The organism is Mesorhizobium sp. M0633 (assembly GCF_040320645.1).
In the GTDB taxonomy this organism is placed as follows: Bacteria; Pseudomonadota; Alphaproteobacteria; order Rhizobiales; family Rhizobiaceae; genus Mesorhizobium.
On record NZ_JAMYQC010000022.1, the window covers coordinates 24,203 to 37,921 of the forward strand.

A 13,719-nucleotide genomic window follows, 5' to 3' on the forward strand; every position below is an offset into this window, starting at 1 on the left:
TTTCTTGGGAAAGAATGGGAATATCGCATCAGCGGGCGGTCAAAAGCACCGCCCACAGAGCCGTTCGGGAACGACGGCCGGGACCAACAGAGAGGACCATTATGCGTATTGCACTGCGTATCGCGCTTGCCGCTTCGGCTGCGCTGCTGACGCTTGGCGTTGCCCAGGCCCAGGAAAAGACCTTGAGGATCGGCACCGAGGGAGCCTATCCCCCATTCAACAATCTGACAGCCGACGGCCAGCTCGTAGGCTTCGATATCGACATTGCCAAGGCGCTCTGCGACGAGATGAAGGTGAAGTGCACCTTTGTCGCGCAGGACTGGGACGGCATCATTCCCGCCCTTCAGGCAGGCAAGTTCGACGCCATCGTCGCGTCGATGTCGATCACGCCGGAACGCGCCGAGAAGGTCGACTTCACCCACAAATATTACAATACGCCGCCGGCGATTGCCGCGCCCAAGGACACCGACATCAAGGGTGTCACCAAGGAAGATTTGGCCGGCAAGACGATCGGCGTGCAGGCGTCCACCACGCATTTCAACTATTCGACCAAGACTTATACCGACAGCACCGTCAAGCCGTACCCGACCGCACAGGAATACCAGCTCGATCTGGCCAATGGCCGGCTCGATGCCGCCAATGACGACATCGTCGTGCTGCAGCAATGGCTGGATTCGCCGGACGGCGCCTGCTGCAAGCTGGTCGGCACAATCAAGCCGGTCATCGAAATCCACGGTCCGGGCGCCGGCATTGCCGTGCGCAAGGGCGAGACCGATCTGGTCAACCAGTTCAATGCGGCGATCGACGCCATCCGAGCAAACGGAAAGTACAAGGAAATCAACGACAAATACTTCAAATATGATGTTTATGGCGGCGAGTCCTGATCGACCGACATACGAGGACTTGAACGGCGGGAGATTCCCGCCGTTCTTATAAGGATGCCGCGCACGAGGGGTGACGCGGCACGGGTCTCAAAGAGCCTCAAGGAGAACAGGCAGGCGGATGCAGAGCGCACTGACGCTTCTCAGTTGGGGACCCGAAGGCTGGCTCGACGACATCGCCGCGGGTGTGTTTGTCACAGTATGTCTTGCGCTGGCCACTCTGCCCTTCGGGCTGACGCTCGGCTTTTTCGTGGCGCTGGCCAAACAGTCGGAAGAGCCGTCGCTGAGACTGGCCGGGAACATCTACACCACGATTTTTCGCGGAATACCCGAGCTGCTCACGCTGTTTCTGATCTTCTTCGGCATCCCATTGATCCTGCAGTACATTGTCCGGCTGGTGAGCCCCGGAACGTCCGCCGACGTCAACAGCTTCGTCGCCGGCATGATCGCGCTCTGCTTCATTTTTTCCTCTTATTCCAGCGAGGTGTTTTTATCCGCCTTCCGCGCCATTCCAAAAGGGCAATATGAGGGAGGCTATTCGGTTGGCCTGTCCAGCGGCCAGACGATGCGGCTGATCGTGCTGCCGCAGTTGATCCGCATCGCGTTGCCCGGACTTGCCAATCTCTGGCTTATCCTGCTCAAGGACACCGCGCTCGTCTCGGCCGTCGGCCTCAACGAGATCCTCCGGCAGAGCGGGGTTGCCGCTCGCGTCACCAAGCATGCCTTCCTGTTTTACGGTTTTGCCGGCCTGATCTATCTCCTGCTGGCGATCGTCTCCTCCTTCGGCATCAATGCGATCGAACGAGCGGTCGGCGGCAGCGAGGTCAAGAGATGAGCCTGGCCACCGACACGCTGAAGGTCGACCGGCCGCCGCCGCCCGCACGCGGCTGGTCGCGTCAACGCATCCTCGGCCATGTCCTGGTCGGCCTGTGGATCGCTCTCGGCATTGGCATGGTCGTCTACCTGATCGCTGCGTGGAACCCGGAGTTCTTCCAGAAATATGCACCCGGCTACATATCCGGCCTCGGCATCACCCTGTTGCTGGTTGCCATCTCGATTGTGCTTGGCGCGATCCTGTCGGTGCCGATCGCCTATGCACGCATGTCGAAGAACCCGATCCTTTCGGGGTTCGCCTATGCCTATGTCTATTTCTTTCGCGGCACGCCGCTGTTGGCGCAGACCTTCCTGGTCTACTATGGGGTCGGCTCCTTCCGGCCGGAGCTCGAGATGGTCGGACTGTGGGGCTTCTTCCGCGAAGCGTTCAACTGCGCGATCTTCGCCTTTTCGCTGAATACGGCCGCGTACCAGGCCGAGATTTTGCGTGGCGCAATCGAGAGCGTGCCGAGGGGACAGTGGGAAGGTGCCGCCTCGCTCGGCCTGCACAAACTGCAGACGATGTGGAAGATCATCCTGCCGCAGGCGCTGATCGTCGCGTTGCGCCCGTATGGCAACGAGATCATCCTGATGATCAAGGGCTCGGCAATCGTCGCCATCATCACGGTCTACGATTTGATGGGCATCACCCGGCTCACCTATGCGCGCACCTTCGACTTTCAGTCGTATATCTGGGCGGCGATCATCTATCTGATCATCGTGGAAACATTGCGCCACGGCGTCGAGTGGACCGAACGGCGCATCACCATCCATCTACACCGCTGACTCCCATCGCCTTGCCTGATCCGGTAAGAAGACCGCAAAGCAGGCTTCCAAGGGATTCGAAAACATGGCTTCGGTGGCATTTCTTGGTCTTGGCGTCATGGGTTATCCGATGGCCGGACATCTCAAGAACAAGGGCGGTCACGACGTCACCGTCTACAACCGCACCAGGGCCAAGGCCGAGCAGTGGGTTGCCCAGCATGGCGGCAGCTTCGCCGCGACACCAGCAGAGGCGGCCGCGGGCAAGGACTTCGTCTTTTCCTGCGTCGGCAATGACCACGATCTGCGCTCGGTGACGACCGGTGCCGAAGGCGCCTTCAATTCCATGAAGAAAGGCGCCATCTTCATCGACAACACCACGGCATCGGCGGAGGTCGCGCGCGAACTGGCGCAGCAGTCGCAAGCGCGCGGGTTTGCGTTCCTCGACGCCCCGGTCTCCGGCGGTCAGGCAGGCGCCGAGAACGGCATGCTGACCGTGATGGTCGGCGGCGAGCCCGACGCCTTCGACAGGGCCAAGCCAGTCATAGATGCTTATGCCCGCATGGTCGGATTGATGGGATCGGCCGGGGCTGGCCAACTCACCAAGATGATCAACCAGATCTGCATCGCCGGCCTCGTTCAGGGCCTGGCGGAGGGCATCCATTTCGGCAAGAAGGCTGGGCTCGACATCGAAAAGGTAATCGAGGTTATCTCCAAGGGCGCCGCCGGTTCCTGGCAGATGGAGAACCGCCACAAGACGATGAATGCCGGCAAATATGATTTCGGCTTCGCCGTCGACTGGATGCGCAAGGATCTTGGCATCTGCCTCGCCGAGGGCGACCGCAACGGCGCCAAACTGCCGGTGACGGCACTTGTCGACCAGTTCTACAAGGACGTGCAGGCGATGGGCGGCAAGCGCTGGGACACGTCCTCGCTGCTGGCGCGGCTGGAGAAATAGGATTTCACCGCGGCCGAGCTTTCGCCTCAATCCAGCGCCGATGAAATCGTCGCTCATCTGCGCTCGATCGCCTCGGAGGAAAATCGACTTGGCATGCTGCGCTACGGCATCAAGATCGAACGTGCGCTCGGTATCTCGCATGGCGTGCAGCGGCAGATTGCCAAGAAAATCAAGCGCAACCATGAACGTGCCTTCGAGCTTTGGCAGACAGGCATCATGGAGGCGCAGTTCATCGCTTCCGTGACAGCCGATCCGGAGCGGTTCTCCGCCGCGGATGCAAGACGATGGGCGGCGACTTTCGATTCCTGGGATATCGTCGACGGGGTCTCCGATCTCTTTGTCGATACGGATTGCTGGAAGGAATTGATCGCCGAATTCGCGGTCGACGAACGGGAATTCGTTCGACGCACGGCTTTTGCGATGATGGCCTGGTCGGTAGTCCACCGGAAGAAGGAACCCGAGACGACCTTCCTCGAATTCCTGTCGATCATCGAGGCGCATGCGACCGACGGCCGCAATTTTGTGAAGAAGGCCGTGAACTGGGCGCTTCGTTCGATCGGCAAGCGATCGATGAATTTGCACGGCCCTGCCCTTGCCGTGGCGCTAAAACTGGCGGCCTCGACAGACAGGACCGCACGCTGGATCGGCAAGGGCGCCGTGAAGGAACTTTCCGATGCCAAGACGCTCGAGCGGCTCGCCGCCAGAAAAGCTTGACCTGAGCGAAGTGCGCTTCACGGAGGTGACGCAATCGACGCGCGCCGATTTCGAAAACCTGTTCGAGCAATCCGGCGGGCCGAAATACTGCTGGTGTATGGCTTGGCGCAATCTCGACCGCCGCGAGCATGTCGAGAACGACGAGAAGAAACGCGCGATGATGACGCTGATCGACGCCGGCACGCCGGTCGGCATTGTCGCCCAGATCGATGGCCGGACCGTCGGCTGGTGCTCGATTGCGCCGCGCGAGACCTATCGCAGGCTGTCGCGGCAGCAGGACGATAGCGAGATGGGCATCTGGTCGATCGTCTGCTTCTATGTACCGAAAGCGCTGCGCGGCGGCGGGCTGGCAAGCGCATTGCTCAACGCGGCCATCGATCACGCCTTTGCCAAAGGCGCCAGGACGATCGAAGCCTATCCCGTCGACCAGGCTTCGCCGAGCTACAGCTTCATGGGTTTTCGCGACATGTTCGCCGCCCGCGGCTTTCGCGAGATCGGCATGACCGGCTCGCGCCGGCATGTGATGCGGCTTGAACGTTGACCTGTGAGGCAGCGGCAGCTTTACTTGATGTCCGCAGATCAAGGCTCAACGGCGGAGCAGCGATGAGCAACCGTTTTAAATCAGGCACGATCATGGCAACTGCCTTGTTGGCGTCCGCGATCGCGGCAAGCGCTTCCGCCGGAACCATGCATATTTTCTGGAAGGATCTGCGCCCGGCGACCCAGGCAGCCGCCGAAAGCGTCGGACTGCCAATGATCGCGGCCAAAATGCCGGATCATGGCGAGACGCTCTCACTCAACTTGCAGGACAAGACCGTGCAACTCGCAGGCTATGCGCTGCCAGTCGACCGCGATGGTGATCTCATCTACCAATTCCTGCTGGTGCCGTGGACGGGAGCCTGCAGCCACATGCCGACGCCGCCGCCCAACCAGATCGTCCTCGTCACGCCTGCACACCCTTACAGGATGTCCGAGGCCTACCAGCCGGTTTCGGTGACCGGCGCATTACGGCCGGGCATGGAGAAGAGCCAGCTTTTCATCCTTGACGGCATCAGCGTCATCCAGTCGGGCTACACCGTGCGCAAGGCCGAGGTGGTCAATGTCGACACCGTGCCGGACACGATCACGCTGCCGGTCAACTCGCCCTGGAGTTTCCTCAACAAAAAGAAGAACTAAGCCGAAGAATCTCAGGCGGCGTTGGCGCCGGACTCCTTGTCGAGCATAATGTAATCCAGCGGCATCTCGGTCGTGTATTTGATCTGCTCCATGGCGAAGGAAGACGACACGTCGCGGATCTCGATCTTGGCGATCAGCCGCTTGTAGAAGGCATCATAGGCGGCGATATCGGGCACCACGACGCGCAGGAGATAGTCGACGTCACCGCTCATGCGGTAGAATTCGACCACTTCCGGGAATTCCTGGATGACCTCCGAAAAGCGCCGCAGCCATTCATGGCTGTGCGAATTGGTGCGGATCGAGACGAACACCGTGACCCGCACATTGACCTTTTCATGATCGAGGATGGCGACGCGCCGCTTGATGACGCCCTCTTCCTCGAGCTTCTGGATGCGCCGCCAGCACGGCGTCGTCGACAGGCCGACCTTCTTGGCGACGTCGGCGACTGCAAGCGTCGCATCCTCCTGCAGGAGGCGGAGAATTTTTCTATCAAGGCGGTCCATTGGGTGCTCCCCTGATGCAAGTCGTCCAAGTGCGCAGCGGCCTTGGCACAACGACATGCATAAAAACAAGAATTTAACGCGCGTCCCCTCATGCGCGGCGCGCTTCGAGGAATGGATTACCATAATCCCTCTTGCTCGAGCCTATTACAAGAAAGAAATTCTGCCGCATAGTGCGAAAGCGAGTGATTTCTTGCTGAATGCCTAGCCGAGGCGATAGCGGATTTCCGATCTCAGAAAGGGCAGCAAATCCATTTCAAACCATGGATTGCGCTTCAGCCAGCCGGTGTTGCGCCAGGACGGGTGCGGCAGCGGCAGGACTTTCGGGTCGGTTGCCGCCGCCCAGATGGCACGCCAATCCATGACCGTTTCCGTCAGCGAGGGACGGCGCGCCGCGCCCATATGCCAGCTTTGCGCGTAGATGCCGATCGTCAGCACCATATCGACTTGCGGCATCAGCGCCATCAGCGATGTGCGCCATGCCGGCGCACATTCGCGGCGCGGCGGCAGGTCGGCGCCCTTGGCGTCCTGACCGGGAAAGCAAAAGCCCATCGGCACGATGGCGAATTTGTCCGTGTCGTAAAATTCCTCGCTGCCGACGCCCAGCCAGCTCCGCAGCCGGTCGCCGGAGGCGTCGGTGAACGGCATGCCTGAGACGTGGACCTTGGTACCCGGCGCCTGGCTGGCGATCAGGATGCGGGCGCTCGAAGATGGCCTGAGCACCGGATGCGGCTGGTGCGGCAACGGCCTGCCTGCCGGCTTATCAACGCAGATGCGGCAGGCGCGTACCCGCGCCGTCAAGGCTTCCAACTCTTCGCTCATTCGGAATTCATTGTCAGGCGGCGGCACTCGGACGGCTCGAGATTGCCTGATGCCAGCGCAGCACGTTGGTGCACTCTTCAGGTACCTTGATGCGAGCCGGCTTCATGAAGTCGATGGCGACCAGCCCGGTGATGTCGGCGATCGAATACGCATCGCCGGCGACGAATTCCCTGCTGGCGAGCTCAGCATCGAGGAATTTCAGGAAATCGATCGCCTTCGGCTTGTTAGCCTCGCCCCATTCGGGGATTTGCGGGATCTCCCATTCCCTCATCGCGGGGTGGATATGCCGGAACGCCGCGGCGACGCAGCCGAACAGATTGAACTCCACACGCCTTTGCCACATCTCGACAATTGCCTTGCCGAGCGCGCCACGCCCGAACAAAGCCGGCTCGGGATGCAATTCCTCGAAGTAACGGCAGATGGCAACGGACTCGGTAATGATGGTGCCATCGTCGAGCTCGAGCACCGGCAGACGCTTCAGCGGATTGCGCGAGCTGACCGGCTGTTCTCTGTGCTCCAATGCTCCCATGTCTATGGGCACCAGCGGAACCCGGAGTCCCTTCTCGGCCAGGAAAACCCGAACCCGCCGTGGATTGGGCGCGCGCCCGCCATCGAACAGCTTCATCTCTATCCTTCCTCGTCCATCCCGACGAATTATAGGCACAGCTCACCAGAAGCGAAAAATTTCCCGCAAGGCGTCGCCGATCGACGCCAAGGTGCTGTGCTTTCTTTCGACCAGCTCGTGGCCGTGGCTCTCGCGCCAGTTCTTCGGCTCGTCGAAAGTTCCGGCCCAGATGCCGGCTTTGCCCGCGCGCGCAGCAGCTTCCTCGGTCTCGAAATCGCCAAAGGCGACCGCCCAGCCGGCCTCGACCTGTGCGCGGTTGAGATCCTTGCCGCCGGCCTTGCAGTCGCCGAGCAGCCTGCCGTAGCGGTCGCGCTGCCAGCCGCTGCAGGAGACGGCTTTGCCGGCGATCAACCGCACCAGGGACTGCCGCGCGAGCTTGCCGCAAGGATAGTCGGCACCGTCCTTGCGGCAGATCTGCGAATATTCCGGCGCGTCGATGCCACGCATGCGGATGCGCTCGCTGCCGAGCGTGATGCTATCGCCGTCATTGACGGTGGCCGCGCCCTCCGTCTGGCGCGTCTCGATCCGGTCGAGGCGCGCCGCCAGGAGGATCAGCAGGCCGAGCACGATGAGTGTCAGCCCATAGTCCATTAGTCGGCGCCACAGGCTTCGCGGACGTGGCGCATAGTATCGCTGGCGCGGCCATCGCGACCACGAACGGCTCATATGGCAAACCGTTGGTTAATCATTCGAACGTAGCTTAACGATTTGAAATTGCTGCCCGCGTAAATTGAAGACTTCATGCCCCTGCAACGCTCGACCACGGCGGACAAGTTTATTGTGGACCGCAGGAAACGCCATCGCAACAGCGATGTCGCGCGCGCGGTGCGCAAGACGCGCGACCGTCTTTCGCAACAAGCCGGAAATCCCGACTTCGACCGCGAGCTGTTGAAGCTCCACGCGCTTTCGATGACCGGCGGCGTGATCGTCATTCCGCTGCTCGTTCTGACAACGGCCGCGGCAGGCTTGCTCGCGGGCATCGGCAAGGAGATCGGCGTCTGGGCGCTGTTCACATTCATCTGCTATACCATCGTTGCATTCATGGCCAGACGCGTCACTCAAGCGTCCGAACTCAACCCGCTGGAAACGCATAGGGATTTCCTGATCGGCCATTTTCTGTGCGGGCTTGGCTGGGCTTGGTTCGCATGGCTCCGCTGCGAAACTTGCCAAATGGATCAGTTCCAGGTCGCCAAGGCGGTGGTGCTGCTGCTCGCCATGTCGGCAACCGCGATCCTGGCCTCGTCCCTGCGCGGTGCGCTGTTGGCGACCTTCGCCCTCCCGGTCGCCATCTATGCTTATGCCAGTGCGAAATTATGGATGCCGGTCGAAGTGATCATGGCAGGCTTGCTGATCGCCTCGTTGCCTTTCTTCGCCTATGTAGCGCGCCAGCTCAACCGTTCCTCGCTGATGCTGCTGTCGTTCCGCTCCGAAAAGGATGCGCTGATCGCCGAACTGGAGACGGCGAAATCGATGTCGGACGAGGCACGGCGGCGGGCGGAAGACGCCAATCTGGCGAAATCGCGTTTCCTGGCCTCGATGAGCCACGAACTGCGCACGCCGCTCAACGCCATTCTCGGCTTTTCCGAAGTGATGGCCAACGAGGTGCTCGGCCCGATGAGCAACCCGACCTATCGCGACTATGCCCGTGACGTGCACGACTCCGGACAGCATCTGCTCGACCTGATCAACGAAATTCTCGATTTGTCGCGCATCGAAGCGGGCCGCTACCAGCTCAACGAGGAGCCGATGATGCTGCTCTCCGTCGTCGAGGATTGCTGCCACATGATGGAGCTGAAGGCGCGCAACAAGGACATCCGCATCGTCCAGGATTTCGAAAACGCCTTGCCGCGCTTGTTCGCCGACGAACGCGCGGTGCGGCAGATTGCGCTCAACCTGTTGTCCAATGCCATCAAGTTCACCGCCACCGGCGGCGAAATCCGCGTGCGCGTCGGCTGGACGGCGGGCGGCGGGCAATATCTCTCCGTCAAGGACAATGGGCCGGGCATACCGGAAGACGAGATTCCGATCGTGCTTTCGGCCTTCGGCCAGGGCTCGATCGCCATCAAGAGCGCCGAACAGGGCACCGGGCTTGGCCTGCCGATCGTGCAAGGCCTGCTGGCCATGCATGGCGGCGAATTCCAGCTCCATTCCAGGCTGCGCGAAGGCACCGAGGCGATCGCCATCTTCCCGCTGAGCCGGGTGATGGAGGAACTGCCGGCGCTGCCGACCAAGGCGGTTGCCTCGCGCCGGCGCTGAATGCTTAACCGCGGACCGCGGCTGCCATGCCGGAGCTGGTCAGCGCGGCCGCCTTGACCAGGCCGGCGGCAAGCGCCGCCCCTACCCCCTCGCCTTGACTGACGCCCAGATCGAGCAGCGGGCGAAGGCCGAGGCGCTCGGCGGCCTTGGCATGACCAGACTCTGGCGACAGGCTTGCGAGGAGACAATGATCGAGCGCGGCGGGGTTGGCGGTATGTAGGACACCAGCGGCCGCAGTCACCGCAAACCCATCGAGCAGCACCGGGATCTTCTGCATCCGCGCCGCCAGAATGGCGCCGCAGATCGCGGCGAATTCCCGCCCGCCGACCCGGCGCAGCGCTTCCAGCGGGTCCTTGAGGCTCGCGCCGTGAAACGCGACCGCGGCATCGACCACCTCCGCCTTGCGCCTCTGCATCGCCGCGTCCGCCCCTGATCCAGGGCCGACCCAGTCGGCGCTGGTGCCGCCGAACAGTGCCGTGCAAAGGGCCGCGGCGACAGTCGAATTGCCGACGCCGAGGTCGCCAAGGCAAAGCAGGTCGGTACCGCCGGCAATCGCTTCCATGCCGAAGGCCATGGTAGCGGCACAACCGCGCTCGTCCAGTGCCGCATCCTCCGTAATGTCGGCTGTCGGAATGTGCAGGGCCAGATCGAACACCTTCAAGCCGAGATCGTTGGCGATGCAGATCTGGTTGATCGCTGCACCGCCGGCGGCGCAGAGCTCGACTGCATTTGCCGTGGCGGCGGCGGGGCGCGGCGAAATGCCGTGGCGGGTGACGCCATGATTGCCGGCAAAGATCGCCACCAATGGCCGCGTCACCGCCGGCGGCGCGCGGCCGCTCCACCCGGCAAGCCAGGCGGCGATGTCCTCGATGCGGCCAAGCGAGCCTTTGGGCTTGTCTGCCTTGGCAAACAACTGGCGCACGCGGGCCTTGGCCGCCATATCTCCCGGCGGCAGGCTCACCAGGAGGTCGCGAAAATCGTCGAAAGGCAGCGCGCTGGTCATGTCGATGGCAATCGTCCGTGTGGATTGGTGAGCGGCATAGCCGCCTTGGCCAGCCGGCACAACCTCAAGCCGGCACAACCTCCAGGCCTGGTACAACTTGGCGGTATTGACGCGAAAGCATTCGTTGGCGGCGCTTCCCGGAGGGCTTGCATTGACTTTGTCGTTGCACCATGTGGAGGCTAGCCAAGGAAATCCTTATGACGGCCATTGAATCCCCGTGCATCCTGGTCTGCTCGATCGACATGAAAACCGGCTTCTGTTTCGGTTGCGGGCGCACGCGCGAGGAAATCGCCGCCTGGATCGACATGACCCCGCAAACCCGCCGCAGCGTCATGGCCGAGCTGCCGGCAAGGCTGGAAACGGTCGAGCGACGCCCCCGCCGGGAAACCCGTCGCAGCCGCATGGCACGCGAACGCGACGCCCTCTCGTGAACCGGCCGCAGAGATGAACCGACTGTTGTGGATTCTGATCGTCGCGATCGGGGCGGGTGTGCTCCTGCTCATGCTCAACGATTCCGCCGGCAGTACGTTCGGCATCGAGAATTACGATTTCAGCCAGTTGATCTGGCTTGGCGCCTTAGCGGCACTCGTCGGCGCCGGCCTGGTCAGATCGGGCAGGCCGTTGGGCACCATGGCCCGCAGCCTCGGCGCCTGGGGTGCCATCGTGCTGGCGCTGATCGCCGGCTATCAGTACCGCTATGAGTTGCAGGATTTCGCCAGCCGCGTCACCGCCGGCCTTGTTCCCGGCAGTCCGCTGGCGCTGGGCGTGGAAGAAGGCCATGCCACAGTCACCCTGGACAAGGCCGGCAGCGGCCATTTCGAAGCGCGCGTCACGATCAACGGCACGCCGATCCTGACGGTTGTCGATACCGGCGCGACCAGCACCGTTCTGACCGCCGAGGACGCGCTGGCGGTCGGGTTCAATTCGGCGGCTCTCCGCTTCACCATACCGATCTCTACCGCCAACGGCATGACACGCGCGGCGGCGGTGCGAACCGACGAACTGTCGATCGGCGGCATCGTGCGCAAGGACATGCCCATCATGATCGCCGCACCAGGCACGCTCGGCCAGAGCCTTCTCGGTATGAATTTCATCGGCTCGCTATCGGGTTTCGACGTACGCGGCGATCGCATGATTTTGCGGGATTAAGTTTTTCCTCAGGCCGCCTCTGCGGTCCGGCCGAAATCGACCTCTGCGAAAGCCGTCTTGATCACCTCCGGTCCGGCACCGGGCTTTGTCGCCTCGGTGGACAGGATCTGCCGATAGCGGCGTGCACCGGGCAGGCCGTGAAACAGCCCGACCATGTGCCGGGTGACATGCCCGAGCCGTCCGCCCTGCTCGATATGGCGTGACGCGTAATCCGCCATGGCATCGATCAGTGCGGCAAAATCGAACGACTCAGCTGTGCTGCCGTAAAACGCGGCATCGATGCCGGTCAGTATCCCTGGCGTGTGATAGGCGGCGCGGCCGAGCATGGCGCCATCGACATGGTCGAGATGCGTCAGCGCCTCTGCGAGATATTGAATGCCACCGTTGATGCCGATGAATTTGTTTTGTTTTCTGGCTTTCAGCCGATAGACGCGGTCATAGTCGAGCGGTGGGATGTCACGATTTTCCTTTGGGCTCAGTCCTTCCAGCCAGGCCTTGCGGGCGTGCACCCACAGCGCGTCGGCGCCGGCCGCGAAAACAGCATCGGCCAACGCATCGAGTGCCGGTTCCGGATCCTGCTCATCGACGCCGATGCGGCACTTGACGGTAACCGGTATTTTCACCGCCGCCTTCATTGCCGCGACGCAATCCGCGACGAGCACGGGCGTCTTCATCAGGCAGGCGCCGAAGGTGCCCGACTGGACGCGGTCGGACGGGCAGCCGACATTGAGGTTGATTTCATCATAGCCGAAGGTTTCGCCGATGCGCGCCGCCTCGGCCAGCTTTCCCGGATCGGCGCCGCCGAGTTGCAGCGCAACCGGATGTTCGCTGTCGTCGAAGCCGAGCAGCCGCTCGCGTGCGCCGTGGATGACCGCATCGGCCACCACCATCTCGGTATAGAGCAGCGCCTCGCGCGTCAGCTGGCGATGGAAGAACCGGCAGTGCCGGTCCGTCCAATCCATCATCGGCGCCACGGCAACTTTGTGGCGTAACATATTCATTTTACTATTTTTTCTGTCTCAGTCCGTCCGATACTCCGTTCGAATGACAGAGCAATTTGGCAAGAGATGCACACCTAACTGACCCGATATACGATTTTGCCGCCGCAACTGAAAGCAAATTGGCATGTCACACATGTCACTGTACGCACCAGTTAGATGCCTGCCGTGGAACGATGGACCGCCGGCGGCATACCAGTCAGCCAAGGCGAAGCGTGTTGCGGGCGATCTGCCACGCGGATTCGACATGCCGCCGCGCCGCCGCCTCCGCCTCGTCCGGCTTGCGCGACCGGATTGCATCCATGATTTCGGTCATTTCGGCGATCGCCGGCTCGCGGCGGTTCTCCGACGCGATCGTCATTGAGCGGAGCTGGTTGATGCGGACATTCAGCCCCGTCACGATTTCCCAGGCAATGCGCTTGTCCGCCGCCTCGAACAGCGTTTCGTAGAACTTGGTCGTTGCCCGCATCACCTCGACAGGCGCACCGGACGCCCACGCCTCAAGCAGGTTCCTCAAGGCGGCATCGAGCAAAGCGATCTGCGCGTCCGTGGCCGTTAGGGCGCAAGCCCGCGCCGCGATGCCCTCGAGCAGCGCCCGCAATTCATAGATTTCGTCGGTGCGGCCGAGATCCGGCTTGGCCACGGCGGGTCCGTGGCCCGGTATCATCTGCACCAGGCCTTCCGCCTCCAGCTGCCGCAGGACCTCGCGCACGACGGAACGGCTCACCCCGAGCTGATCGCATAGCGGCCGCTCGACCAGCCTTTCACCAGGCTGGAAATAGAAGCCCATGATCGCTTCACGCATGCGCTCCAGCGCCAGCGTCCTCAGCGTCTTGGCAGAGCGGTCGATCCGCAGCGTATCGCCTGACATTTTCTCTCCCTACCCCGATCCGGCCACAAAACAGATTCCATAGCCGATTGACAAGGCTTCTGGTGCTCCATAGTATGGTATACCATAAGATGACGTAAAGATTTCGGCGGTGCACAGCGCCGTGGCGACCG

15 protein-coding genes and 2 pseudogenes are annotated in these 13,719 nt (G+C 62.0%); 10 read left to right on the forward strand and 7 right to left on the reverse strand.

The window, feature by feature from the left end:
• The first annotated feature begins 101 nt into the window (after nucleotides 1–101).
• The 7 genes and pseudogenes from NKI47_RS21840 to NKI47_RS21870 all read left to right on the forward strand — a co-directional run bounded on the left by NKI47_RS21840 (nucleotide 102) and on the right by NKI47_RS21870 (nucleotide 5,364).
• Entirely contained in the window at nucleotides 102–884 is a 783-nt protein-coding gene (locus tag NKI47_RS21840) for an ABC transporter substrate-binding protein (RefSeq protein ID WP_023717637.1), read from the forward strand.
• 118 nt (nucleotides 885–1,002) lie between these two features.
• Nucleotides 1,003–1,716 carry an ABC transporter permease gene (locus tag NKI47_RS21845; RefSeq protein WP_023675013.1) on the forward strand — a complete coding sequence of 238 codons (714 nt, stop codon included), beginning with the start codon at nucleotides 1,003–1,005 and terminating at the stop codon, nucleotides 1,714–1,716.
• Nucleotides 1,713–2,540: an ABC transporter permease gene (locus tag NKI47_RS21850; protein ID WP_352593599.1), complete on the forward strand. Its 828-nt coding sequence runs from the start codon at nucleotides 1,713–1,715 to the stop codon at nucleotides 2,538–2,540. The genes NKI47_RS21845 and NKI47_RS21850 overlap by 4 nt, the downstream gene beginning before the upstream one ends.
• Nucleotides 2,541–2,598: 58 nt before the next feature.
• Nucleotides 2,599–3,474 (forward strand): annotated as a pseudogene (locus NKI47_RS21855) (NAD(P)-dependent oxidoreductase); the annotation flags it as partial.
• A 93-nt stretch (nucleotides 3,475–3,567) separates the two neighbouring features.
• Nucleotides 3,568–4,188 carry a DNA alkylation repair protein gene (locus NKI47_RS21860; RefSeq protein ID WP_352593602.1) on the forward strand — a complete coding sequence of 207 codons (621 nt, stop codon included), beginning with the start codon at nucleotides 3,568–3,570 and terminating at the stop codon, nucleotides 4,186–4,188.
• Nucleotides 4,148–4,729 carry a GNAT family N-acetyltransferase gene (locus NKI47_RS21865; protein ID WP_352593605.1) on the forward strand — a complete coding sequence of 194 codons (582 nt, stop codon included), beginning with the start codon at nucleotides 4,148–4,150 and terminating at the stop codon, nucleotides 4,727–4,729. Before NKI47_RS21860 ends, NKI47_RS21865 begins: the two co-directional genes overlap by 41 nt.
• A gap of 62 nt (nucleotides 4,730–4,791) precedes the next feature.
• On the forward strand, nucleotides 4,792–5,364 hold the full coding sequence (locus NKI47_RS21870; RefSeq protein WP_352593608.1) for a DUF3299 domain-containing protein: 573 nt from the start codon (nucleotides 4,792–4,794) through the stop codon (nucleotides 5,362–5,364).
• Nucleotides 5,365–5,375: 11 nt separating this feature from the next.
• Here the strand turns inward: NKI47_RS21870 and NKI47_RS21875 are convergent, their stop codons facing one another.
• From NKI47_RS21875 to NKI47_RS21890, 4 genes and pseudogenes are all read right to left on the reverse strand, one after another.
• The gene (locus NKI47_RS21875) at nucleotides 5,376–5,867 is read right to left on the reverse strand and encodes an Lrp/AsnC family transcriptional regulator (protein ID WP_352593611.1); all 492 of its coding nucleotides are present in this window, start codon (nucleotides 5,865–5,867) and stop codon (nucleotides 5,376–5,378) included.
• A 201-nt stretch (nucleotides 5,868–6,068) separates the two neighbouring features.
• A pseudogene (locus NKI47_RS21880) lies at nucleotides 6,069–6,760 on the reverse strand (uracil-DNA glycosylase family protein).
• On the reverse strand, nucleotides 6,700–7,311 hold the full coding sequence (locus NKI47_RS21885; RefSeq protein ID WP_352593614.1) for a glutathione S-transferase: 612 nt from the start codon (nucleotides 7,309–7,311) through the stop codon (nucleotides 6,700–6,702). Before NKI47_RS21885 ends, NKI47_RS21880 begins: the two are co-directional and overlap by 61 nt.
• 42 nt (nucleotides 7,312–7,353) lie before the next feature.
• Nucleotides 7,354–7,977, reverse strand: coding sequence for a thermonuclease family protein (locus tag NKI47_RS21890; RefSeq protein WP_352593617.1), 624 nt, complete (start codon nucleotides 7,975–7,977; stop codon nucleotides 7,354–7,356).
• A gap of 75 nt (nucleotides 7,978–8,052) precedes the next feature.
• Between NKI47_RS21890 and NKI47_RS21895 the strand changes: the two genes are divergently transcribed.
• Nucleotides 8,053–9,567, forward strand: a complete 1,515-nt coding sequence (locus NKI47_RS21895; protein ID WP_352593619.1) for a sensor histidine kinase — start codon at nucleotides 8,053–8,055, stop codon at nucleotides 9,565–9,567.
• Nucleotides 9,568–9,571: 4 nt separating this feature from the next.
• On the opposite strand, the gene NKI47_RS21900 is transcribed toward NKI47_RS21895, so the two are convergent.
• The gene (locus NKI47_RS21900) at nucleotides 9,572–10,570 is read right to left on the reverse strand and encodes a nicotinate-nucleotide--dimethylbenzimidazole phosphoribosyltransferase (RefSeq protein ID WP_023675001.1); all 999 of its coding nucleotides are present in this window, start codon (nucleotides 10,568–10,570) and stop codon (nucleotides 9,572–9,574) included.
• A gap of 197 nt (nucleotides 10,571–10,767) precedes the next feature.
• On the opposite strand from NKI47_RS21900, the gene NKI47_RS21905 reads away from it, so the two are divergent.
• Nucleotides 10,768–11,001 carry a DUF1289 domain-containing protein gene (locus tag NKI47_RS21905; protein ID WP_031193575.1) on the forward strand — a complete coding sequence of 78 codons (234 nt, stop codon included), beginning with the start codon at nucleotides 10,768–10,770 and terminating at the stop codon, nucleotides 10,999–11,001.
• A 13-nt stretch (nucleotides 11,002–11,014) separates the two neighbouring features.
• Entirely contained in the window at nucleotides 11,015–11,719 is a 705-nt protein-coding gene (locus NKI47_RS21910; protein ID WP_023674999.1) for a TIGR02281 family clan AA aspartic protease, read from the forward strand.
• 8 nt (nucleotides 11,720–11,727) lie between these two features.
• Here NKI47_RS21910 and dusA read toward each other — a convergent pair whose 3' ends face one another.
• Nucleotides 11,728–12,720, reverse strand: a complete 993-nt coding sequence (gene dusA, locus NKI47_RS21915; protein ID WP_352568656.1) for a tRNA dihydrouridine(20/20a) synthase DusA — start codon at nucleotides 12,718–12,720, stop codon at nucleotides 11,728–11,730.
• Nucleotides 12,721–12,916: 196 nt separating this feature from the next.
• Entirely contained in the window at nucleotides 12,917–13,588 is a 672-nt protein-coding gene (locus NKI47_RS21920; protein WP_352593622.1) for a GntR family transcriptional regulator, read from the reverse strand.
• Nucleotides 13,589–13,719: the final 131 nt, after the last annotated feature.

Excerpts from the sequence above, each read along its gene's own strand:
- NKI47_RS21885 (WP_352593614.1), bottom strand. The coding sequence starts at position 7,311 with ATGAAGCTGTTCGATGGCGGGCGCGCGCCCAATCCACGGCGGGTTCGG.
- NKI47_RS21900 (WP_023675001.1), bottom strand. The coding sequence starts at position 10,570 with ATGACCAGCGCGCTGCCTTTCGACGATTTTCGCGACCTCCTGGTGAGC.
- NKI47_RS21890 (WP_352593617.1), bottom strand. The coding sequence starts at position 7,977 with ATGAGCCGTTCGTGGTCGCGATGGCCGCGCCAGCGATACTATGCGCCA.
- NKI47_RS21870 (WP_352593608.1), top strand. The coding sequence starts at position 4,792 with ATGAGCAACCGTTTTAAATCAGGCACGATCATGGCAACTGCCTTGTTG.
- NKI47_RS21860 (WP_352593602.1), top strand. The coding sequence starts at position 3,568 with ATGCTGCGCTACGGCATCAAGATCGAACGTGCGCTCGGTATCTCGCAT.
- NKI47_RS21840 (WP_023717637.1), top strand. The coding sequence starts at position 102 with ATGCGTATTGCACTGCGTATCGCGCTTGCCGCTTCGGCTGCGCTGCTG.
- dusA (WP_352568656.1), bottom strand. The coding sequence starts at position 12,720 with ATGAATATGTTACGCCACAAAGTTGCCGTGGCGCCGATGATGGATTGG.
- NKI47_RS21895 (WP_352593619.1), top strand. The coding sequence starts at position 8,053 with ATGCCCCTGCAACGCTCGACCACGGCGGACAAGTTTATTGTGGACCGC.
- NKI47_RS21865 (WP_352593605.1), top strand. The coding sequence starts at position 4,148 with ATGCCAAGACGCTCGAGCGGCTCGCCGCCAGAAAAGCTTGACCTGAGC.
- NKI47_RS21905 (WP_031193575.1), top strand. The coding sequence starts at position 10,768 with ATGACGGCCATTGAATCCCCGTGCATCCTGGTCTGCTCGATCGACATG.
- NKI47_RS21850 (WP_352593599.1), top strand. The coding sequence starts at position 1,713 with ATGAGCCTGGCCACCGACACGCTGAAGGTCGACCGGCCGCCGCCGCCC.
- NKI47_RS21910 (WP_023674999.1), top strand. The coding sequence starts at position 11,015 with ATGAACCGACTGTTGTGGATTCTGATCGTCGCGATCGGGGCGGGTGTG.
- NKI47_RS21845 (WP_023675013.1), top strand. The coding sequence starts at position 1,003 with ATGCAGAGCGCACTGACGCTTCTCAGTTGGGGACCCGAAGGCTGGCTC.
- NKI47_RS21920 (WP_352593622.1), bottom strand. The coding sequence starts at position 13,588 with ATGTCAGGCGATACGCTGCGGATCGACCGCTCTGCCAAGACGCTGAGG.
- NKI47_RS21875 (WP_352593611.1), bottom strand. The coding sequence starts at position 5,867 with ATGGACCGCCTTGATAGAAAAATTCTCCGCCTCCTGCAGGAGGATGCG.